General features: G+C 69.8%; 18 protein-coding genes. 10 read left to right on the forward strand and 8 right to left on the reverse strand.

Features of this window, described 5'->3' with window-relative positions:
- Positions 1-476: 476 nt before the first annotated feature.
- Positions 477-1844, reverse strand: a complete 1368-nt coding sequence (locus tag LWW89_RS14870) for a phenylacetate--CoA ligase (protein WP_293265534.1) — start codon at positions 1842-1844, stop codon at positions 477-479.
- A gap of 416 nt (positions 1845-2260) precedes the next feature.
- Here LWW89_RS14870 and LWW89_RS14875 point away from each other — a divergent pair, with 416 nt between their 5' ends.
- Positions 2261-3937, forward strand: coding sequence for a cation:proton antiporter (locus LWW89_RS14875; protein ID WP_293265536.1), 1677 nt, complete (start codon positions 2261-2263; stop codon positions 3935-3937).
- Between the two features lie 383 nt (positions 3938-4320).
- Here LWW89_RS14875 and LWW89_RS14880 read toward each other — a convergent pair whose 3' ends face one another.
- The gene (locus LWW89_RS14880) at positions 4321-4521 is read right to left on the reverse strand and encodes a hypothetical protein (protein ID WP_293265538.1); all 201 of its coding nucleotides are present in this window, start codon (positions 4519-4521) and stop codon (positions 4321-4323) included.
- A 252-nt stretch (positions 4522-4773) separates the two neighbouring features.
- Here LWW89_RS14880 and LWW89_RS14885 point away from each other — a divergent pair, with 252 nt between their 5' ends.
- Positions 4774-5799, forward strand: a complete 1026-nt coding sequence (locus tag LWW89_RS14885) for an LLM class flavin-dependent oxidoreductase (protein ID WP_293265540.1) — start codon at positions 4774-4776, stop codon at positions 5797-5799.
- Positions 5800-5914: 115 nt separating this feature from the next.
- Here LWW89_RS14885 and LWW89_RS14890 read toward each other — a convergent pair whose 3' ends face one another.
- On the reverse strand, positions 5915-7111 hold the full coding sequence (locus LWW89_RS14890) for an amino acid aminotransferase (RefSeq protein ID WP_293265542.1): 1197 nt from the start codon (positions 7109-7111) through the stop codon (positions 5915-5917).
- 567 nt (positions 7112-7678) lie between these two features.
- The gene (locus LWW89_RS14895; RefSeq protein ID WP_293265544.1) at positions 7679-8341 is read right to left on the reverse strand and encodes an alpha/beta fold hydrolase; all 663 of its coding nucleotides are present in this window, start codon (positions 8339-8341) and stop codon (positions 7679-7681) included.
- Between the two features lie 216 nt (positions 8342-8557).
- Between LWW89_RS14895 and LWW89_RS14900 the strand changes: the two genes are divergently transcribed.
- The 4 genes from LWW89_RS14900 to LWW89_RS14915 all read left to right on the forward strand — a co-directional run bounded on the left by LWW89_RS14900 (position 8558) and on the right by LWW89_RS14915 (position 12720).
- Entirely contained in the window at positions 8558-9613 is a 1056-nt protein-coding gene (locus tag LWW89_RS14900; protein ID WP_293265546.1) for an ABC transporter substrate-binding protein, read from the forward strand.
- Positions 9614-9618: 5 nt separating this feature from the next.
- Entirely contained in the window at positions 9619-10422 is an 804-nt protein-coding gene (locus tag LWW89_RS14905; protein WP_293265548.1) for an ABC transporter ATP-binding protein, read from the forward strand.
- A 65-nt stretch (positions 10423-10487) separates the two neighbouring features.
- A complete protein-coding gene (locus tag LWW89_RS14910; protein ID WP_293265550.1) occupies positions 10488-11354 on the forward strand; it encodes an ABC transporter permease subunit in 867 nt (288 codons plus the stop codon).
- A gap of 7 nt (positions 11355-11361) precedes the next feature.
- Positions 11362-12720: an SCO family protein gene (locus LWW89_RS14915; RefSeq protein ID WP_293265552.1), complete on the forward strand. Its 1359-nt coding sequence runs from the start codon at positions 11362-11364 to the stop codon at positions 12718-12720.
- A 122-nt stretch (positions 12721-12842) separates the two neighbouring features.
- On the opposite strand, the gene LWW89_RS14920 is transcribed toward LWW89_RS14915, so the two are convergent.
- The gene (locus LWW89_RS14920; protein WP_293265554.1) at positions 12843-13361 is read right to left on the reverse strand and encodes a hypothetical protein; all 519 of its coding nucleotides are present in this window, start codon (positions 13359-13361) and stop codon (positions 12843-12845) included.
- A gap of 411 nt (positions 13362-13772) precedes the next feature.
- Here LWW89_RS14920 and LWW89_RS14925 point away from each other — a divergent pair, with 411 nt between their 5' ends.
- Both LWW89_RS14925 and LWW89_RS14930 read left to right on the forward strand, forming a co-directional pair.
- Positions 13773-14249 carry a CoA-binding protein gene (locus tag LWW89_RS14925; protein ID WP_293265556.1) on the forward strand — a complete coding sequence of 159 codons (477 nt, stop codon included), beginning with the start codon at positions 13773-13775 and terminating at the stop codon, positions 14247-14249.
- 39 nt (positions 14250-14288) lie between these two features.
- Positions 14289-15581, forward strand: a complete 1293-nt coding sequence (locus LWW89_RS14930; RefSeq protein WP_293265558.1) for an O-acetylhomoserine aminocarboxypropyltransferase/cysteine synthase family protein — start codon at positions 14289-14291, stop codon at positions 15579-15581.
- A 118-nt stretch (positions 15582-15699) separates the two neighbouring features.
- Here LWW89_RS14930 and LWW89_RS14935 read toward each other — a convergent pair whose 3' ends face one another.
- Positions 15700-16725 (reverse strand): alpha/beta fold hydrolase, encoded by a 1026-nt coding sequence (locus LWW89_RS14935; protein WP_293265560.1) that lies wholly within the window; start codon positions 16723-16725, stop codon positions 15700-15702.
- Positions 16722-17141 carry a DUF2917 domain-containing protein gene (locus tag LWW89_RS14940; protein WP_293265562.1) on the reverse strand — a complete coding sequence of 140 codons (420 nt, stop codon included), beginning with the start codon at positions 17139-17141 and terminating at the stop codon, positions 16722-16724. The genes LWW89_RS14935 and LWW89_RS14940 overlap by 4 nt, the downstream gene beginning before the upstream one ends.
- A gap of 466 nt (positions 17142-17607) precedes the next feature.
- Between LWW89_RS14940 and LWW89_RS14945 the strand changes: the two genes are divergently transcribed.
- Positions 17608-18549: a LysR substrate-binding domain-containing protein gene (locus LWW89_RS14945; protein WP_293265564.1), complete on the forward strand. Its 942-nt coding sequence runs from the start codon at positions 17608-17610 to the stop codon at positions 18547-18549.
- Positions 18550-18759: 210 nt separating this feature from the next.
- On the opposite strand, the gene LWW89_RS14950 is transcribed toward LWW89_RS14945, so the two are convergent.
- Positions 18760-19626, reverse strand: a complete 867-nt coding sequence (locus LWW89_RS14950; protein ID WP_293265566.1) for an AraC family transcriptional regulator — start codon at positions 19624-19626, stop codon at positions 18760-18762.
- A gap of 153 nt (positions 19627-19779) precedes the next feature.
- Between LWW89_RS14950 and LWW89_RS14955 the strand changes: the two genes are divergently transcribed.
- Complete coding sequence (locus LWW89_RS14955) at positions 19780-20679, forward strand: LysR substrate-binding domain-containing protein (RefSeq protein WP_293265568.1); 900 nt, start codon at positions 19780-19782, stop codon at positions 20677-20679.
- Positions 20680-20694 lie beyond the last annotated feature (15 nt).

Raw genomic sequence — 20694 nt, forward strand, 5'->3', positions numbered from 1 at the left:
TTCTTTGGCTACTTTCTGTCGCCGGACAGAAAGTGGCTCGCCGTCCAGGCGAAATACAGCGCTTCCAGTCGCTACAGCACTTGGTGAGAGGGCTGGTTTTGAGTGTCGGTGGTCTCGCCAAACGTCAGTGCTGACGTTGGCGCTGAGTTTCGCCCTGATGGCGAGTGACTTTCTTTTGGGTCGCCAAAAGAAAGTCACCAAAGAAAAGGCGACCCCTGCGCCCCTGCCGCCGGGCCGATGAAGCCGGCCCAGCGGTGCCCTGCGCGGCTCGCCGTCCCGGGGCGGCTGCGGAACTCGGCCTGCGGCCTCAAACAGTCCTCGCCGACACCTCCCCGGGCCGGCTGCGCTGCTCGGCGGGGGTGAAGGGGGGAGGGCGCAGTGCCGCCGATGTGGTGGGAGCGTTTTGCGTTAAGGGCGGTGGAGGGCTGGCGGCTGCCCGAAAGCGGCGCCAGCGGCTCAAAAGGCGTGCTGACGCTTCAGGCCCACACCCCGCTGCGCCGGTCCTCCACACGCTTGGCCTTGTGGGTGGCACGGGGCAAGGTGTCCGGGGGCAGGATGGTGACCGCCGGCAGCACGCCGGTGACCGACTTGAGGTGCTTGGCGAAGCGCTCGGCCAGGTCCGTGTCGCTGCCTTTGTAGCTGGCGGCCCGCTCCACTTCCACGGTCAGGTGGTCCAGGTGGTCGATACGCTCCACCACCAGCTTGTATTCTCCGGTGAGGTCGTGGTCCTTGCGGGCGATGGCTTCCACGTCGCTGGGGAAGAGGTTCACGCCCTTGATGATGAGCATGTCGTCGAGCCGGCCGTGGACGCCGAGCAGGCGCTGGGAGGTGCGGCCGCAGGCGCAGGGTTCGCTGGTGAAGGAGACGATGTCGCCGCTGCGGAAGCGGACCATGGGGCGGGCGCTCTTCTTCAACGTGGTGAGCACCAGCTCGCCCCGTTCACCCTCGGCCACCGGCTCGCCGGTTTCCGGGTCGAGCACTTCGGCCAGGATGTGGTCCTCGGCCCAGTGCAGGCCGTGCTTCTCTTCGCACATGCCGGCGCAGGAGCCGAAGATGTCCGAGAGGCCGTAGTAGTCGTACACCGAAGCGCCCCACAGTTCCTCGATGCGGTTGCGGGTTTCGGGGATCGAGCCGCCGGGCTCGCCGGCGACGAAGATGCGTTTGATCGCCAGATCCTGCTTCGGGTCGATGCCTTCCTTCTTGGCCGTCTCGCCCAGGTACCAGGCGTAGGACGGGGTGGTCCAGATGGCGGTGGCCTGGAACTGGCGGGCGATGGTCAACAACCGCTCGCTCGGCACGGTGCCGGCGTGGATGGAGAGGGCGCCGAGCTTCTGGGCGCCGAGCACGCAGGGGCCGCCGACGAACAGCGAAAAATTGAGCGAGTGGCAGTAGCGGTCTTCCGGGCGCAGGCCGGAGGACCAGAACTGGCGCGCCTCGTAGTCCATCCAGTCGTCGAAGTCCCGGGCGGTGAACGGCGAGGCGGTGGGGATGCCGGTGGAACCGCTGGAGGCGGAGATGTACACGATGTCGCGCTCGGGCACCGCCACCAGGTCGCCGAAGGGCGGGGCGGCGAGCTGGCGCTCGCGCAGGGTCTGCTTGGTGATGAAGGGAAAGCGGCGGATGTCGTCCAGGCGTTTCACCTGGTCGGGGTGCACCCCGGCGGCGTTCCAGGCGGCCCGGTAGTAGGGCGAGCCGGCGTAGGCGTGGCGCAGGTGGCGCTGCAACAGGTCGAGCTTGAGGGCGTCCCAGTCGGCCCGGGGCTGGGTTTCCAGGGCGGCGTCCCAGTAGGGGGCGTCGGAGGCAGGGACGGACGAGGGGGAAAGATGGCGGTCGGCGTGGCCCATGGCGGCAAGGCTCCTGTGATCCTGTGATTCTGTGGCTCCGTGATTCCGGGGCCGCGCCCAGCGTGGCGGGGCGATCCCCCGGCCGGAGCGCCGGCAAGGCCAGGGAGTATGGGGAGCGGGGCCGGGAGGGCCAACGAAGATTTATCTCCTAGCATATGAACATCGGGAATAAGGGCCGGCCTACGCTTTGTTACAGCGGGGGCCGGCGCCGTGATTTATTCTTCAGTCGTCATGATCGCCGCGCTGCCCGCGCGCTCCCGTTTTCGGGAAAGCGGCGGGCAGGCTTGTGCCCGCGCGGTTCTTTCATGGCGGACGGCAGCCGTCGCCAGACCGTCCCCCCGCAGCACCCGCACCGCCGCCGTACCTGCGTCAGCCGCAGCATCCCCGCCCTTCCCGCTTTTCACACAATTCGAGCGATGCACGACTTTCCGATACTCATCACGCTATCCGGCGGTCTCGCCCTGGCCCTCGTTTTCGGCTGGATCACCCAGCGCCTGGGGCTTTCCACCCTGGTGGGCTACATGATCGCCGGCATCATCGCCGGTCCTCATACCCCGGGGTTCGTGGCCGATACCAAGCTGGCTACCGAGATGGCGGAAATCGGCGTGATCTTGCTCATGTTCGGCGTCGGCATGCACTTCCATCCCCAGGAACTGATCCGGGTGTGGCGCATCGCCGTGCCCGGGGCGGTGGTGCAGAGCACCGTGGCCACCGTGGCCGGCTGGGGCCTGGCCCGGGCCTTCGGCTGGGAGCACAGCGCCGGTCTGGTGTTCGGCATGGCCCTGTCGGTGGCCAGCACGGTGGTGCTGATGCGCATGCTGGTGGACCAGAACCGCCTGTCCAGCCACGACGGCCACGTGGCCGTGGGCTGGCTGATCGTGGAAGACCTGTTCACCGTGGTGGCCCTGGTGGTGCTGCCGGCCCTGGCGGTGGAGCAGGCCTCGGCCGGCGCCGTGTTCGCGTCCCTGGGCCTGGCCCTGGGCAAGGCCGCCCTGTTCGCCGCCCTGGTCTGGCTGGTGGGCAACCGCTTCGTCTCGCCGATCATGGAGCGCATCGCCCGCTCCCGTTCCACCGAGCTGTTCACCCTCAGCGTGTTCGTCATCGCCCTGGGCGTGGCCATGCTGGCCGCCGAGGTGTTCCACGTCTCGGTGGCCCTGGGCGCCTTCTTCGCCGGCCTGGTGGTGGGGCAGTCCCGCTTCGGCCCCCAGGCCACCGCCGACATGGCGCCGTTCCGCGACGTGTTCTCGGCCCTGTTCTTCGTCTCCATCGGCATGCTGTTCGACCCCAGAGTGGTGCTGGAGCAGCCGTGGATTCTGCTCGCCTCTTTGGGCATCGTGCTGATCGCCAAGCCCCTGGCGGCTCTGGCCATCGTCGCCCTGCTGCGCGACACCCGGCGCACGGCCCTGACCGTGGCCGTGGGCCTGTCCCAGATCGGCGAGTTCTCCTTCATCCTCGCCTCCCTGGGCCGGGCCCTGGGCGTGCTGCCCGACGAGGGGCTGGGCATCCTGGTGGTGGCGGCGATCCTGTCGATCGCCCTCAACCCCTTGCTGTTCCGCATGACGCCCTGGATCGAGGCGCGCCTCGACGCCCGCCGCGCCGCCCGGGGTCTTGCTCCGGCGGACGTGGCAGCAGCGATGGTCGCGCCGCCGCCGGTGTCCACCGAACCCCACGGCGAGGGGCCCATGGTCATCGTCACCGGTTTGGGCAAGGTGGGCGGTCGCTTCGTGCGCCGCTGCGCCGAGGCCGGCCTGTCGTTGAGCGCCATCGACCAGGCGGTGGAGCGGGTCCAGGAGGTGCGTGAACTGGGCAACCCGGACATCAGCGCCGTCTATGGCGACGCCGGCCGGGAGGATGTGCTGGCCGCTGCCGGCGTGGCCGAGGCCCGGGTGCTGGTGGTGACCAACACCGCCCTGCCGGACAAGATGCGCATCTGCATGACCGCCCGGGCCATCAACCCGCGCATCGCCATCGTCGCCACCGCCAACACCCCGGCGGAGCGGGGCTGGCTGCAGGAATTCGGCGCCACCTCGGTGTGCGACCTGTTCGACGAAATGAGCGAGGCCCTGCTGCGCTCGGTGCGCGGCAGCCTGTAACCTGCCGGCAACTGGGGGTCGGGCCGCTCCGGTTGCCGAAACCCGGCGCATGACCTGCATCACCCGGTGCTGCGGCACGCTGTTCGAGATGGTCTTCTGGCTGACCGACGTCGCAGCCCTGGGCTACAACGTCCCCCCCGCTTCCTATTGCTGATCCGGCCGCTGCCGGTCCTCACCGTGGCCGTGGGCGTCGTCCTGATCGTCCACAACCCGGTGCCTCCTGCCGCTGGCCGTCCGGCAACCCGGCATGGTCGCCGTGCAGGTCGAGGATAGGGGGAGCGGGGTGCCGACGGTGCAGCGCCCGCTGTGGCGCGCCAAGGGGAGGGCGGAAAATGGTGGCGGCAACGGTGTGCCGCCTAGGAACGGTAAATGGGCGATACGCTTCAGGCGGCGTCGGTGCCGCCGGTCCCGCCGGTCCCGTTCGTCAGGCCGCTTTCCTGCGGTTGGGCCAGCCCGGCGGCTGCCCGCTCCTTGGCCTGGACGGCCTGCCACTGGGCTTCGCTCAGGCCGTGGCTGCCATCGCAATATTCCCGGCGGCCGCAGCCGCAGCGGCCGAAGTCGGTGGGGTTGGTCTGTACGCGCATTGCTGTTTTTCCTGAAATCGCTGGGTGAATCCGGCTGAAGAATGGTCCGGCACGGGGCGCATCCTACCCCAGGATGCCCCGGCGTTTGCCGGGAAGCTTCGGGCAGCGGTGCAGGATTGGCGCCGCTGCCGCCCTCCGGCCATGGAACTGTTCGCATCCCAGGGAGTCCGGAATAATCTTCGCCATGCCCGTTGTTGGCCACATGCCTGATGTCGCGCCGTCGGCACGGCGCCTCTTACGAGCCTTTCGACCATGACCCACGACGTTCCCGTTTCATCTCCCCAGCCTCTCAACCTGTCCATCCTCGATCTCGCCCCGGTGGTGGCCGGCAGCACACCGGCCCAGGCGTTGCGCAACACCGGGGATCTGGCCCGGCATGCCGAGGCGTGGGGCTACCGGCGCTATTGGCTGGCCGAGCACCACAACATGGCGGGCATCGCCAGCGCCGCCACGGCGGTGGCGATCGGCTACGTGGCGGCGGCCACCACCACCCTGCGGGTGGGGGCCGGCGGCGTCATGCTGCCCAACCACGCCCCCCTGGTCATCGCCGAGCAGTTCGGCACCCTGGAATCCCTCTACCCGGGCCGCATCGACCTGGGCCTGGGGCGGGCGCCGGGCACCGACCAGCTCACCGCCCGGGCCCTGCGCCGCAATATGGGCAACAGCGACGACACCTTTCCCCAGGACGTGGCCGAGTTGCAGGGCTATTTCCGCCCCGCCGCCCCGGACCAGGCGGTGCGCGCCGTGCCCGGGGCCGGGCTGAACGTGCCGATCTGGCTGCTCGGCTCCAGCCTCTACAGCGCCGGATTGGCGGCGCGGCTGGGCCTGCCCTTCGCCTTCGCCTCCCACTTCGCGCCGCGCTTCTTGCTGCGCGCCATCGACCTCTACCGGGAACAGTTCCAGCCCTCGGAAGCCCTGGCAAAGCCCTACGTGATGGTGGGGGCCAACGCCATCGCCGCCGACACGGACGAGGAGGCCCACTTCCTGTTCAGTTCCCTGCGCACCCGCTTCGCCAACATGGCCCGGGGCGTGCGCGGGCTGCTGGAGCCCCCTGGCGATTTCGACGAATCGCGCTGGACCCCGGGGGAACTGGCCTTCGCCACCGAATCCCTGTCCTGCTCGGTGGTGGGTAGCCCGGCCACGGTGCGCGCCGGCCTGGACGACCTGATCGCCCAGACCGGGGCCGACGAGGTGATGGTCACCGCCCAGATCTACGACCACCAGGCGCGGCTGCGTTCCTTCGAGATCGTCGCCCGGGCCGGGGGCTTGGCGGCATAACGGCCGGCGTGGCCCCGCGCCCCCTGCTGGCGCGCCAAAAGCACGGCGGGCGTGGGGAACGGGGATGTCCCCGTCCACCGCGCCCGCCGGTGCGTCGTGTTGGCGAGAAGGCCGGTCAGCCGTGCAGCACCGCCGCCATGGCCTCGGCCACGTAGTCCACGTTGCCGCCGTTGAGGCCGGCCACGCACATGCGGCCGGAGGCGACCAGGTACACCGCGAACTCCTCGCGCAGGCGGTCCACCTGGGCGGGGGAGAGGCCGGTGTAGCTGAACATGCCGCGCTGCTTGATGAAGTAGGAGAAGTCCTTGCCCGGCACCCGGGCGGTCAGCACTTCATACAACTTCTGGCGCATGGCCTGGATGCGCACCCGCATTTCGCCCACTTCCTTCACCCACTGGGCGTGCAGGGCGGCGTCGCTCATCACCCGGGTGGTGACCTTCTCGCCGTGGATCGGGGGGCTGGAGTAGTTGCGGCGCACGGTGAACTTCAGCTGGCCCAGGATGCGGCCGGCTTCCTCGGCGTCCTTGCACACCACCGAAAGGCCGCCCACCCGCTCGCCGTAGAAGGAGAGGTTCTTGGAGAAGGAGTTGCTGACCAGGAAGGGGAGCTTGGCCTCGGCCAGGGCGCGGATGGCGTAGGCGTCCTCTTCCAGGCCGTCGCCGAAGCCCTGGTAGGCGATGTCGAGGAAGGGAATCAGGTTGTGCTCGGCGACGATGGCGATGACCTGCTGCCATTGCTCCCGGGAGAGATCCACGCCCGTCGGGTTGTGGCAGCAGGGGTGCAGCAGGACGATGCTCTGGGCGGGGAGGCTCTTGAGGGTGGCGACCATGCCGGCGAAGTCCACGCCGCCGGTCTTGGCGTCGTAGTAGGGATAGTCGTGCACCGGGATGCCGGCGCCTTCGAAGATGGAACGGTGGTTGTCCCAGGTGGGGTTGCTGACCCAGGCTTCGCTCTTGGGGAAGTAGCGCTTGAGCAGGTCGGCGCCCACCTTCAGCGCCCCGGAGCCACCCAGGGTCTGGATAGTGGCGATGCGGCCGGCCTTCAGGGCTTCGCTGTTTTCGCCGAAGAGCAGCTTCTGCACCACTGCCCGGTAGTCGGCGGCGCCTTCCATGGGCAGGTAGGAGCGGGGACCGGATTCGGCGGCGATGGCGGCTTCGGCCTGCTGCACGGAGGCCAGCAGCGGGATGCGGCCCTGTTCGTCGTAATAGAGGCCGATGCCCAGGTTCACTTTTTGCGGGCGGGGGTCCTGGAGGTAGGTTTCGACCAGGGACAGAATGGGGTCGCCGGGGTAGGCGTCGACGTGTTCGAACATGAAGGGGCAAATCCTCGGGGCTGTGGTCGTGGCTTGCGGCGCAGCGCGCCGGCCTGCCGGCGGGCGACTCACGGCCACGCACCCAGGGGATGGGCGGGCATGGCGGGCCGGCGGCAAGGGCTAAAGGGTACCACTCCCGCCGCGCTGGCGGCGGCACCGCCAGGAGGTCTGGGCAGCTGGAACGGGCGGCGGGGCCCGCCCTTGGGCTACTTGAGCCGGATGTCGTTCTTCACGTCCTTGACCTTGCGGGCCGCATCCCCTGCCTTGGCGATCTCGGCGGAGGTGTCGGCCCCACCTTGTTTCACCATAGCCAACCCATAGCCAACCGATGGTGGCGACCAACGTTCCAGGGCCGGTCCGGGGGGCTTTTGAAAACGAAAAAAAACCGCACGGCGCAGGGCCGTGCGGCGGGTGGAAGAGGGCGCGGTAGCGCCGTTTCCGTAGGGGCCGACCGGTGAAGGTGCGGCCAAGAGGAAGAGAACAGACGTCCAACAACGCGACGAACCCGGACCCAAAACCGAAACGGCCGAAATCTGGAATCCGTCCGCGGCCCGGGGGGCTGAGTCCCTAGACCGCACCGCCAGGGTAGGACGGGATGATCCCCCGGGGGAAATCACTATTTTCGATAAGCATAGAGGGGGCGGTGCAGCTCGGCGCCCGGGGGGCGGCGACGGCCCGGGCGGCTTTCTGCCGGGCCTGGGCGATCCACTCCACGGGCAGCGCCCAGGGGCCGAAGCCGGCGGCCACGTTGATGTGGCCGGCGCCTTCCAGCAGTTGGAAACGGGCGCCCCAGACCTCGGCCAGCCAGGCGGCGTCGGCACTCTTCATCCATGGGTCGTTGGTGCTGGCGATCAGGTCGTTCTGCTGGCCGTGGCGGGGCAGGGGCCAGGCCAGGGCCGAACGGGGGATGCCGAAGCGGGCCGGGTTGGCCGGGGCCACGTACAGCCCGGCGGCCACCGGTGCGCCCAGGTGCAGGGCGGCGTAGGCCCCCGCCAGGCAACCGAAGCTGTGGGCTACCAGCAGCGGGGCAGTACCGTATTCGTCGGCCAGGGCCTGGGCCTGATGGGCGACGCGGCGGGCCCAGGGCAGCAGTTCCGGGTTGTCCCAGTTGGCCTGCTCCACACGGCGGCAACCGGCGACCTGGGTTTCAAGCCAGCTTTGCCAGTGGGCGGGTTCGCTGCCGCCCTTGCCGGGCACGATCAGCACCGGCAGTGGGGAAATGTCGCTCATGGGGAGGCCCTTGTGGGGAAGGTATCGATCCTGGAGCGTAGCAGGCCGGGGCGGCAGGCCAAATCGTCTTTGCGCATAAGCAAATGCCGCCGCGGCAGGCGCGGCGGCCTGGGTTGTGGTTATAAACAAATCGATATTTATTCGTATGCGTTATGAAGGGGGCTCCTTACAGTCCGGGCCGTGAATTTCCGCTTCCGCGACTCGAAAGGATGCTCCATGACTGTTGCCCGTAACCGCCGCCGGCTCTCCCTGCTCTCCCGGCTTTCCCTGGCCGCCGCCTTCGGCGCCGCCGCACTGGCGCCCCTGGCCGCCCTGGCCGATACCGCCGTCAAGGTGGGCTACCTGCCGGTGACCGGCCACGCCAAGTTCTTCGTCGCCAAGGAACAGGGTTTCTTCAAGAAGGAAGGCCTGGACGTGGACCTGGTGGAATTCCAGAACTCCGCCGACGGCATCAACGCCGTGGTGGCGGGCAAGCTGGACGTGGGCGCCTTCGGCACCACGGCGCCCCTGGTGTTCTACTCCAAGGGCTCCGACCTGAAGATCATCGGCGGCATCATGGGCCAGGACGCGGCCCTGGTGGTCAAGCCCGAACTGGCCGGCACCATTCGTAGCATCAACGACCTCAAGGGCAAGAAGGTGGCCACGGTGCGCATGGCCTCCGGCGATGCGGTGCTGCGCGGCGCCCTCAAGGACGCCAGGATCAACTGGAAGAACGACCTGCACATCTTCGAGCTGAAGAACCCGCCGGCGGTGATCGAAGCGGTCAAGTCCGGGCAGGTGGACGCCGGCCTGGTGTGGGGCCCCCACGACCTGCGCGCCGAGCAGCAGGGCCTCAAGGTGGTGGTGCGCTCCGGTGAGCTGTCCCCGGGTCACCCCTGCTGCCGCCTGGTGGTGACCTCGGCCAAGCTCAAGGACGAAGCCGTGGTCCAGGGTTTCCTGCGCGCCATCCTCAAGGCCGAAAAGTTCGCCGCCGAGAACCGCAAGGAAACCATCGACGCCATCGCCAAGTACATCAAGCTCGACCGCGCCCTGCTGGAAAAGGGCTACTACTCGCCCAACCTGGAACAGGGTTCCGACCCCAACGTGAAGGGCGTGCAGAAGTTCTGGCTGACCATGGTCGGGTCCGAGTTCATCGAGGGCAAGCGCGCCCTGGACCCGATCTTCGAAGTCGGCCCCTACAAGAAGGCCCTGGACTCCCTGGCCAAGGAAAGCCCCAAGGACCCGTTCTGGCAGGCCCGCCTGAAGGAGTTCAAGGAAAGGGACGTGTTGTGAACACGGTGAGCGCTGCGACCGCCGGCCTGTCCATCGCCGACGTCTCGTTCGCCTACGCCGCCGGGGAAACCACCCTGCGGCGGGTGAGCCTGGAGGTGCCGGAAGGCACCTTCCTCACCCTGCTCGGGCCGAGCGGCTCGGGCAAATCGACCCTGCTGCGCCTGATCGCCGGGCTGGAAGCGCCCAGCGGTGGGCGCCTGGCCTGGAACGGCGTGACCATCGACGGTCCCGGCATCGACCGGGCCGTGGTCTTCCAGAACTATGCCCTGTTCCCCTGGTTCACCGTGGTGGACAACGTCGCTCAGGCCGTGGCCAAGGCCCATCCCCAGGCCCGCCGCGCCGAGCGCCGGGAGCGTGCCCGGGAGTACCTGGCCAAGGTCGGCCTGGGCGACGCCGCCGGCAAGTACCCGTTCCAGTTGTCCGGCGGCATGCAGCAGCGCGCCGCCATTGCCCGGGCCCTGGCCCTGGAAGCGCCGGTGCTGCTCATGGACGAGCCCTTCGGCGCCCTGGACCCGATCAACCGGGGCAAGTTGCAGGACCTGCTGCTCGACGTGTGGCAGAGCACCTCCCCGCGCCGCACCATCGTCTTCGTCACCCACGACGTGGACGAGGCCCTCTACCTGGGCGACCGGGTGGCGGTGCTGGGTGCCTCGCCGGGGCGGTTGCTGGCCCAGGTGGCGGTGCCGTTCCCCCGGCCGCGCCAGCGCGCCCAGTTGTTCGCCTCCGCCGAATTCCACGCCCGCCGCGAGGAAATCGCCGAACTGCTCGATGCCGACGTGCTCCAGGGCCTGTCCGGCCAGGCGGCCTGATCCGGTATCGCCGCCGCAGTCACCGCAGTCACCGCAGTCACCGCAGTCGCTGTAAAGGAAACGCCATGTCCCAATTCATCACCCTGGCGGCGGAAGCGCCCGACGCCGCCGTCGCCGCCGATGTGCATGCGTCGGCCTCCGCCCCGTCTGCCGCGGCCTCCGTCCGCTCCTTCGCCCCATCCTTCACCCGCTTCCTGCCGGCCTGGGAATCCCTGCTGCTGTGGGCCGTGCTGATCGCCGCCTGGCAGATTTCCAGCTACTTCATCGACCAGACCACCAACCCGCTGCTGCCGGCCCCGCGCATCGTTCTCGACGCCCTGTGGGATTCCCTGCCCGAACTGTGGAAGGGCACCGTCTCGTCCTTCTTCATTCTGGTGCCGGGCTATGCCCTGGCGGTGGCCCTGGGCGTGTTGCTCGGACTCTTGGCCGGGTTGATCCCGGGTCTGGGCCGGGCGGCCTTTCCCTTCGCCAAGGTGGTGGCGCCGGTGCCGCCCACGGTGTACATCCCCTACGCCATCGCCGTGCTGCCCACCTTTCACCTGTCGGCCACCTTCGTGGTCTTCATCGGCGCCTTCTGGCCGGTGTTCCAGAACGCCGCCGCCGGCGCCCACGCCGTGGAAAAGCGCTACCGGGACAACGCCCGGGTGCTCGGCTTTTCGCGCCTGGAAACCCTGGTACGGGTGGTCTTTCCCGCCAGCCTGCCGCACATCTTCTCCGGCATGGCGGTGGGCTTGGGCTTCTCCTTCATCCTGCTCACCGTGGCCGAGCTGTTCGGTGCCAACGCCGGCCTGGGACGCTTCGTCCAGTACTACGCCGACTTCGCCGACTATCCGCGCATGGTGGCTGGCATCCTCTACACCGGCTTCATCACCTGGCTGGCCATGACCGGCCTGGACAAGCTGCGCCACCGGGCGCTCTTCTGGTTGCGCTGAGGTTGCCATGGCCGGAGCGAGACGCGCCCCGCCACCGGGCAGCATCGGCGGCTTCGGCCTCTTGCCGCACCCCGCGTCCGGGGCGGCGGGCGAGGCCGAAAATCAAGGCAGTCGGGATGCCGCTGCCCGCCGGCCGCCCGGGCTATCCTGGCTGAAGTGGCTGTCCGGCGGTCTGCTTGCCGCCAGCCTGGCCCTGGGCGCCCTGGCTTGGCAGGGGCCGGCCCACGCAGCGCCTGCCCATCAAAAGGCCGACGCCGGTGCCGTTCCCCCGAGCCTGTTCGTCCTTGAACCCGAGGCCGGCGTTCCCCTGGATCTGGCCCGGGAAGCCGCTACCGCCCGGGCCGAGGGCAAGCGCCTGGCCCTCTACTTTGAGCTGCCGGACTGCCCCGGCTGTGCCCGCATGAAGCGGGAGACCTTCCCCGATCCCCGGGTGCGGGCCGACTTCGGCCGGCGCTACCGCACCGTGCGGGTGGCGCTGCCCGGCGAGCCGGGGGCCCCCGGGGCGACCCTGACCGATCCCCAGGGACAGCCTGGGAGCGCCAGCCAGCTGGCCGACCGCTACCGGGTGCTGGGCACCCCGGCCTTCGTCTTCTTCGATGGAGCGGACTTCCTCTACCGCCACGTGGGGCCTCTGGATGCCACGGATTTCCGCGCCCTGGGCCGTTTCGTCGCTGCCGCCGCCTACGAGCGGGAACCCTTCGCCGAGTACCGGGCGAAGCAGCGCCCCCGGCTCCTGGCGGACCTCGGCAAGGCGAGCCTGCCGCCGCCCACGGCGGTGCTCAACGCCGCCCCGGCGCCCGAGGCGGTCTATGGCTTTGCCCTGCGCGAGGTGGGCATTGCGGGGGCGCCGCTGCGCCGCCTGGCCGACTACCGGGGCAAGGTGGTGGCTCTGGCGGTGGGCTACACCCAGTGCCCGGACGTGTGCCCCACCACCCTGGCCGAGTTGAAGGCGGCCCTGGCCGCGTTGCCCGGATTGTCAGGGTTGGGGGCGGCGGCCCAGGACGTTCAGGTGCTGTTCGCCACCCTGGACCCGGAGCGGGATACCCCGGCCCTGCTCGGCGAGTACGTCCACGCCTTCGACAAGCGTTTTGCCGCCTTGCGCGGCGACGCCCGGCGGACCGCCGCCTTCATCCGCGACTTTGGCCTGGTGGCCGAGCGCCAGCCGTCCGAGGCCCTGGGCTACACCCTGGACCACACCGCCGGCATCTTCCTCATTGATCGCCAGGGCCGGGTGCGTGGCCTGTCGCCCTACGGTCAGCCGGTGGAGCTGCTCGCCGCCGACCTGGCGGCTCTGGTCAAGGAGGGGTGGGCGCGGGGCGCCCAGCCCCTGGCCGGCGCGTCCACCCGGCGTGACGGGGGCGGCTGATCCGTGGCTGTTCAGAGGCGGTGAATCAGGCGCCGTGTCATGCGGAACCACATGCACCAAGGGGGGCAGGCGAGCCGCCACTCGCGGATGAGTGGGCCCCCCGTGTCCGAGGGGAACGGCGATCAGGGCGTGGGAATGGCGGGGTCGATGAGGTACAGGCGCACCCCGTTGCGGTCCCGGGCGCTGTCCGTGCCGTCCCGGTCGCCTACCATGGTGGCCTCGATGCGGTAGGGGCGGATGCCCTGGGCGATCACCCGGCTGCGCACCACCTGGAGGCTCTGTTCGGCCATGGCGATTTCCCAGGCGTTGCTGCCCCGGTCGGGGGAATAGGCTTCCAGGCGTACGCGCACCTGGTCGTTGCCCCGGGCACGGGCCAGGACGCGGTCGAGGCGGGCGTCCATCTCGGGGGAAAGGGCGGTATCGCCCGGGGCGATGCGGATGGTTTCGTCCGGCGCCCGGACCGGTGCCGCCGGCGCGTTGCGGGCCGCGCGGGCCTGGCTGCCGGGGCTCCGGGCCTTCGGGTCGGCGGCGCGGGGGGCGTTTGCCCCCGGCTTGGCCGGGGACGCGTCCGCAGCCGGGTCGGGCAGGGTCTGGCAGCCGGTCAGGACGACCAGCGCGGCCAGCGTGGCTAACGTGGTCACCGCGGCCCGGCGGGGGAAGGGGAAAGGGGAAGGCGGCGACAAGAGCGAGCGCGGCGCCGGGCAGCGGGCGCCGGGGGGCAGGGCAGGCATGGCGTGTTTCAAGATCCCGGGAAGCCCATAAACTTAGAACATTGGCGGCCCCTTGTCACGACCTTGCTCGTCTTTGGATGCCGGCGTAATCGGTGCGGATCGGCTCACGATCGGCGCCAGGTCGCGTCGGCACCGGGCCATGCCGCCGCGGTAGCGCCGCTTTCCGCCGGCGGCCCGGGGGCCGCCTTCGCCGTGGTTGAGCGGGGCAGGGGGCCTTTGCCGCGTAAAATCGGCCCGCAAGCCGCCGTACCGGGCGACCCCGGCGCGGCCTCGTGTTTTTGCTCTCCGGCCTGGGCCGGGGAGCCAGCCAAGGAATCGTGCATGAGCGACATCGCCACCCTGCGCCGGGTGTTGCAGCAGACCCGCAGCATCGCCGTGGTCGGCCTTTCCGCCGACTGGTCGCGCCCCTCCAACTTCGCCGCCAAATACATGCTGGAGCACGGCTACCGCATCGTTCCGGTCAATCCGCGCTACGACGAAATCCTGGGCCAGAAGTGCTACCCGGACCTGGCCTCGATTCCCGAGCCGGTGGATATGGTGGACGTGTTCCGCAAGCCTGCCGACTGCGTGCCCATCGCCGAGCAGGCGGTGGCCATCGGCGCCAAGACCCTGTGGCTGCAACTGGGGGTGGTCAACGAGGAAGCGGCGCGCATCGCCGCCGACGCCGGCCTCACCGTAGTCCAAGACCGCTGCGTCAAGATCGAGTACGCCCGCCTGTTCGGTGGCCTGCACTGGTTCGGCGTGAACACCAAGGTGATTTCCGCCCGCCGCCCCACGGGGCTGCCGCATCAGGGCTGAACCGGCCGCCACCGCCATAACGACATCGAGACAGATTCCATGACCGACCGCACCTTCGGCTTCGACACCCTGGCGCTCCACGCCGGCCAGATTCCCGACGCCGAGACCGGCAGCCGCGCCGCGCCGATCTACCAGACCACCTCCTACGTGTTCGATTCCCCCGAGCACGCCGCCAGCCTGTTCAATCTACAGACCTTCGGCAACGTCTATTCGCGCCTCTCCAACCCCACCGTGGCGGTGTTCGAGGAACGGGTGGCGGCCCTGGAAGGCGGCCGGGCGGCGGTGGCGGTGGCCTCCGGCATGGCCGCCCAGATGATCGCCATCCTCAACCTGTGCCAGGCCGGCGACCAGATCGTGGCGGCCCGCACCCTGTACGGCGGCACCCACACCCAGCTCGACGTGAACTTCCGCAAGCTGGGCATCGACACCGTGTTCGTGGACCCGGACGACCCGGAAAACTTTGCCCGGGCCATCACCCCCAAGACCAAGCTGCTCTACGCCGAGACCCTGGGCAACCCGTCCCTCAACGTTCTCGACCTGGAAAAGGTCGGCAGGATCGCCGCCCAGGCCGGCCTGCCGCTCTTCATCGACAACACCTTCGCCAGCCCCTACCTGTGCCGCCCCGGCGAGTGGGGGGCGGAGGTGGTGATGCACTCCGCCACCAAGTTCTTGGGCGGCCACGGCACCACCATGGGCGGGGTGATCGTCGAATCGGGCAAGTTCGACTGGTCCGTCGGCGATGGCCGCTTCGCCACTATGACCGAGCCGTCGGACGGCTACCACGGTGTGCGCTTCTTCGAGACCTTCGGCAACTTCGGCTTCACCATGAAGTGCCGCATGGAAGGGCTGCGCACCTTCGGCCCGGCCCTCTCGCCCTTGTCGGCTTTCTTGCTCCTGCAAGGGGTGGAAACCCTGTCCCTGCGCATGGAGCGCCACTGCGCCAACGCCCTGGCCGTGGCCCGCCACCTGGAGGCCCACCCCCAGGTGGCATGGGTCAATTACCCGGGTCTGGCCTCCAGCCGCTACCACGACCTGGCGCAAAAGTACCTGCCCAAGGGCGCCGGGGCTGTGCTTAGCTTCGGTATCAAGGGCGGCGCCGCCGCCGGTGCCCGCTTCATCGACAGCGTCGAATTCCTCTCCCACCTGGCCAACATCGGCGATGCCAAGACCCTGGTCATCCACCCAGCCTCCACCACCCACCGCCAGATGAGCGAGGAACAGCAGCGTGCTGCCGGGGTGCCGCCGGACTTGATCCGCCTCTCGGTGGGGCTGGAGACCCTGGACGACATTCTGTGGGACATCGATCAGGCGTTGGCCAAAGCCTGCGCCTGAAATCGGCACCTGAGGCCAGAGGGGACGCCCGCGCCGGTCTGTCGTTTGCCGCCGGATGGCGCCGCCCCATGAAAAACCGCCCCGCCTGGATTTCCGGCGGGGCGGTTTTTTTTACGCTTCAGGCGATTCGCCGGGCCGGATGCGGCACTGGATGGGATGCGCTTCCAGATGCCGCATCGTCCGGCGCCAGGGGCGCCACCGGCGTCCGGTTCAGCCGGCCCTCCACCAGCCAGGCCAGGGAATCCGGCCACAGGGTGGCGCGGAAACGGTCGTTGAACCAGGCGAAGTGGCCGATCCCCGGCACGCCGACATCGGCCGGGTTGAGGTGCACATGGTGGCGCTGGCTGTTGCGGTAATAACCGAGCAGGCGCTCGATGGCCGCCGGAGTGCCGAAGGGGTCGTCGCTGAGGCTGACGGCCAGCAGGTCGCCTTTCATGGCGTCGAAATGGGCCAGGGGATCGTCGTCGTGGCGGCGCAGGCGGCGGTAGGCGGCTTCCAGGGTGGCGGGGCGGAAGGCCCATTCGTAGGCGGCGCCGGCCGGCAGGTCTTCGTGCCAGCCCAGCCGGCGGGCGGGGAAGTAGCCGAGCAGGGCGGTGAGCGCCGGCATCAGCAGGTGCCAGCGCAGCCACATGCGCGCCTTGCCCGGGCCGTAGTCGGGCCAGTAGGCGTATTGGGCGCCGACGGTGAAGGCCCGGGCGACGACGCCGGCGTGGGGCGCCAGCCCGAGCAGCAGACCGCCGATGCTGTGGCCCACCAGATATACCGGCACGTCCGGATAGGCGGCGCTGGCCCAGGCCAGGGCGGCGTCGCAGTCGAAGCGGCCCCAGTCGAGCTTGGTGATGTGCCGCCAGCGGCGCAGGCTGCCCTGGCGCGAGGCGCCGATGCCCCGGTAGTCGTAGGTCAGTGCCGCCAGGCCGTGCTTGGCCAGGTAGCGGGCGTAGCGGTGGTAGTAGTCGGCCTTCACCGCCGTGGCCGGGTTGATCACCACCACGCCCTGGGCCTCACCGTCGGGGCGCCAATGATGGGCGGCCAGGGGGTAGCCGTCCCGGGCGGTGAGGGTGAGGGGCTGGGGCGGCATGGCGGGTCCGATGCGGTGGGGATGGACGGAGGATAACGGCGGCGGGGCGTGCCGGGGGGCGTTCATCGGCCGCCTCCCGGGCCGCCGTGGCCCAGGTGCAACCGTTGCCCGAGGGCGGCCAGCCGCATTGTCAGTTGCGCTGCCAGTTGTGCCGCTCCCCGGGTGCCGCCTTCCATCATGACCCCGACGGTTCGGCCCAGCGTTGCGGTATGGGGGATGGGGTGCAGGCCGCGACCCGGCGGCGCCAGGACGAACCGGGCGGCGTGGCAGGCGGACACCACCAGGGGGCCGCGCCGGGTCAGGGCGATGGCCTGGCCGGCGGCGAGGATGCGGTCGCGCCGGTCGCCGTCTTCGGTGATCCACACTTCCCCGGCCTGGCAGGCCAGGATTTGCCCGGGCTGTCCGGCCAGCACCGCCACCTGGCGGCGTTCCAGGCGCAGGGCGGCGGCGTGGTTGCCGGACAGGATGGCGGGGTGGGGCAAGGGAGCGGCCGAGAGTGCAGGAATCCCCTGGCAGTGCGGTGCATCCACCACGTGCTGAACGCCGCCCTGTGCCGGTGCATGGGCCGAGGCCGGCGGCGACGGGGCCGAGTGGGATGCGAGGGGGGTAAGGCCGGCACTTCGCCTATGCCCGCCCACCGGGGCGGAGATTGGGGATGCGCTGGGCGCCATATCCGCTCCGGTCGTGGCGAGAGGAGTGGCCGGGGGCAACGCACTAGGCGGGGAGGTTGAATCGGTCGAAGTGGCCGGAGCAGCCACTGGCCGTAAACCGGTGGCGCCGTGGGGCGATTGCGGACGGAACGGCATTTTCCTATCCTTCATTCATGCGTTTTTGCCATGGCTTGCCGGGGGGCATGCCTCCATACGCAAAGTATGGAAACGAGCTTGACCGTGGACAAACGGAAAATCCGTATCACATTCATGCGTAAAACGCAGAAATCAAGCCGCCATGAGCCTGCCCTATCCGCTGCGCCAACTGCCCTCCCTGGACCCTCTCAAGGGCTTCGTCGCCGCCGCCCGCCATCTGTCCTTCACTCGGGCGGCGGAGGAGTTGTGCCTGTCCCAGTCGGCGGTGAGCCGCCAGGTGCAGACCCTGGAGGCGCAGTTGGGCGTGGCCCTGTTCCAGCGCAGCACCCGGGCCCTGCACCTGACGCCGGAAGGGGAGCGCCTGTTCCGCTGCGCCAGCGACGCGCTGGATCGCCTCGGCGCGGCGGTGGCCGACCTGGCCGCCAGCCGGCGCCGGCCCAAGGTCACCGTGTCCGCCTCCATCGGCGTCGCCGCCCTGTGGCTGGTGCCGCGCCTGTCAGCCTTCCAGGCCCGGTATCCGGAGGTCGGGGTGCGGGTTTCCGCCGACAACCGCAACGTGGATCTGGAGGCGGAGGATGTGGACGTGGCCCTGCGCTACACCACGCCGGGGGCCGCCCCCGCCGGCAGCCGGCGCCTGTTCGGCGAGCGGCTGGCGCCGGTGGCCAGCCCGGCCGTGGCCGTCGCCCTGCCGGACGGCCCCCGGCTGTCCGCCGCCAACCTGCCCCACCTCACCCTGCTCGCCTTCGAGGACGGGCGGGACCATCCCTGGCTGCGCTGGGACGGCTGGCAGGGCGAACTGGGCGGCGCGCCCTCCGCCGCCCGGGGCCTGTTGCAGTTCAACCACTACGACCAGTGCCTCTACGCCGCCCAGGCCGGCCAGGGTGTGGCCCTGGGCCGCCTGCCCCTGATCGCCGACGCCCTGGCCGACGGCCGCCTGCAAGCCCTGCTGCCGCCCCGGCCCACCCCGGGGGAGCGGGGCTTCTACCTGCTGCGCGGCCGCCACAGCCAGCGGCCCGAAGTGGACGCCTTCGCCGATTGGCTGGTGGGGCAGGGGAGCGGGGCCGAGGCTGGAATGACCGAATGACCGAATGACCGAATGAAAACGGGCCGGCCGGGATGCGCTGCAATCCTGGCCGGCCCGTGCCGGTTTGCTCGATGGGGAAGGGCGCTTGCCGGTAACGTTGGACACCGCCATCCCAACTTGGGGCGGTGCGCCTGGCGCTCGGCAGCCACGTCCCAGTCCCCGGGCCTGCCTGGGGCTGGTCGAGCGCCGGCCTCCACCGAATTCCCCCGCCTACTTCAGCGGCAGATAAATATCCGTCACCAGTTCGTTTTCCTGCGTTTCCGGCAGCAGGTTGAGGTAGTGGAAGAACAGGGGGAAATCCCGCAGCTCCTCGCCGCTGCCGGGCAGCCAGTTGCGGTAGAGCGGGTAGATGCTCTCGCCGATGCGGGTGTGGGAACCCAGGTGGCGCACCCGGGCGCAACGGCCGCCAGGAATGCGCTGAGTCACCACGCCCTGGGGGTTGGGCGGCACGGCGGCAGCCACTTCGCCGGCGATGCCGAAGCGGAACAGGGCAGGCTCGGTGGTGTCCGGGTTGTCGTAGGCGATGCCGAAGGTGTGGCTGCTCGCCTTGGGCGACAGCCCGGTCTGCTGGCGCCATTCGATGAAGCGGCCCACCGAGTCGTTCACCGTTTCGGCGGGACCCCGGTGCTCCAGCATGGCGATCTGGGTGGTGGCAAACGTGACGATTTCGACCTGCACGGCGATATTCCTTTCAGGGAGCCGGAACCGGTAGCGCTCGTGCCAGCTTTCCCAGTCCTGGCGCCGCCGGAAGGCGGAGGGCGACAGGCCGAAGGTGTGGCGGAAGGCGCGGGAAAAGGATTCCGGGTTTTCAAAGCCGGCCTCCAGGGCGATGTCGATGATCTTGGTCTTGCGGTCGAAGGCGAGCAGGTACGAGGCGCGCCGCAGCCGCAACAGCAGGATGTACCGCGCCACGCTGGTGCCGAGGTAATCGGCGAATTGCCGATGGAAGTGGAAGCGGGAAAAGTTCGCCACCCGGCTCAGGCGCTCCACCGGCAACGGCTCCTGGAGGTGGGCCTCGATGTAGGCCAGCACCTTGTCGAAGCGCGCGGCGTAGGTTCTGAGTCTGGTGTCGTTCATGGTGTTTCCCGGTTCGCGGCTCGCACTATGGGGGACGCGGCAGCTTAAATCTTGACCGGAATTGCGCAACACAGCCCTCCTTGCCGCGGCGAGCGCTGGCAACCCGACGGCCCGGCAGGCGACAATGCAGGCTGGATTCCCTTCCCGACCGCCATGCGCGACCTGCCGCCGCTCCACACCCTGCCGGCCTTCGAGGCCGCCGCCCGCCTGGGCAGCTTCCAGGCCGCGGCCGAGGCCCTGAGCCTGACGCCATCGGCGGTCAGCCACCGCATCCGCCTGCTCGAAGACCACCTGGGCCAGCCCCTGTTCGAGCGCCGCCACCGCGCCATCGCCCTCACCGCTGCCGGCCAGCGCTACCTGGCGGTGGCCCGGGAGGCCCTGCTGCGCCTGGACGAAGCCAGCGCCGCCCTGCGCGCCCCGGCCCGCTCCCGGTTGCGCATTTCCGTGGCCCCGGCCCTGGGCAGCAAGTGGCTGGTGGCCCGGGTGGCCGAGTACCAGGAAACCCACCCGGACACCGAATTCAGCTTGGGCACCGCCACCAGCCTGGCGCCGCTATTGGCCGGCGAGGCCGACCTGGGGCTGCGCTACGGCGAGGAGGAATGGCCTGGCCTGCTGGCCTGGAAGCTGTTCGAGGAACGGCTCTTCCCCGTGTGCAGCCCGGCCCTGGCGGCGGGGCTGAAAACCCCGGCGGACCTGGACCGGGCCCGGCTGCTGCGCCACCCGCTGCTTTCCTGGCAGCGCTGGTTCGCCGCCGCCGGAGTGACCCACCCGGAGCCCGCCGAGGGGCCGCGCTACGAGGACGCCCTGCTCATGCTCGAAGCCGCTGTGGCCGGGCATGGCGTGGCCCTGATGGTGGATACCCTGGCCGCCCCCTACCTGGCCGAAGGCCGGCTGGTGCGGCCTTTTCCCCAGGATTGCCCGGACCGCAGCTTCTACGTGGTCGCCCCGCCCAATATCGAGGAACGGCGCGGCGCCATGGATTTCATCCGCTGGCTGGTGCGCTCGGCGCGGAACGATGGCGCCGGCGCCGGCACCGAAGTTCGGCCGGAATGAAGAAACCCCGCCCGA

Origin of the sequence: Oryzomicrobium sp. (genome assembly GCF_021287045.1) — a bacterium.
GTDB lineage: Bacteria > Pseudomonadota > Gammaproteobacteria > Burkholderiales > Rhodocyclaceae > Oryzomicrobium.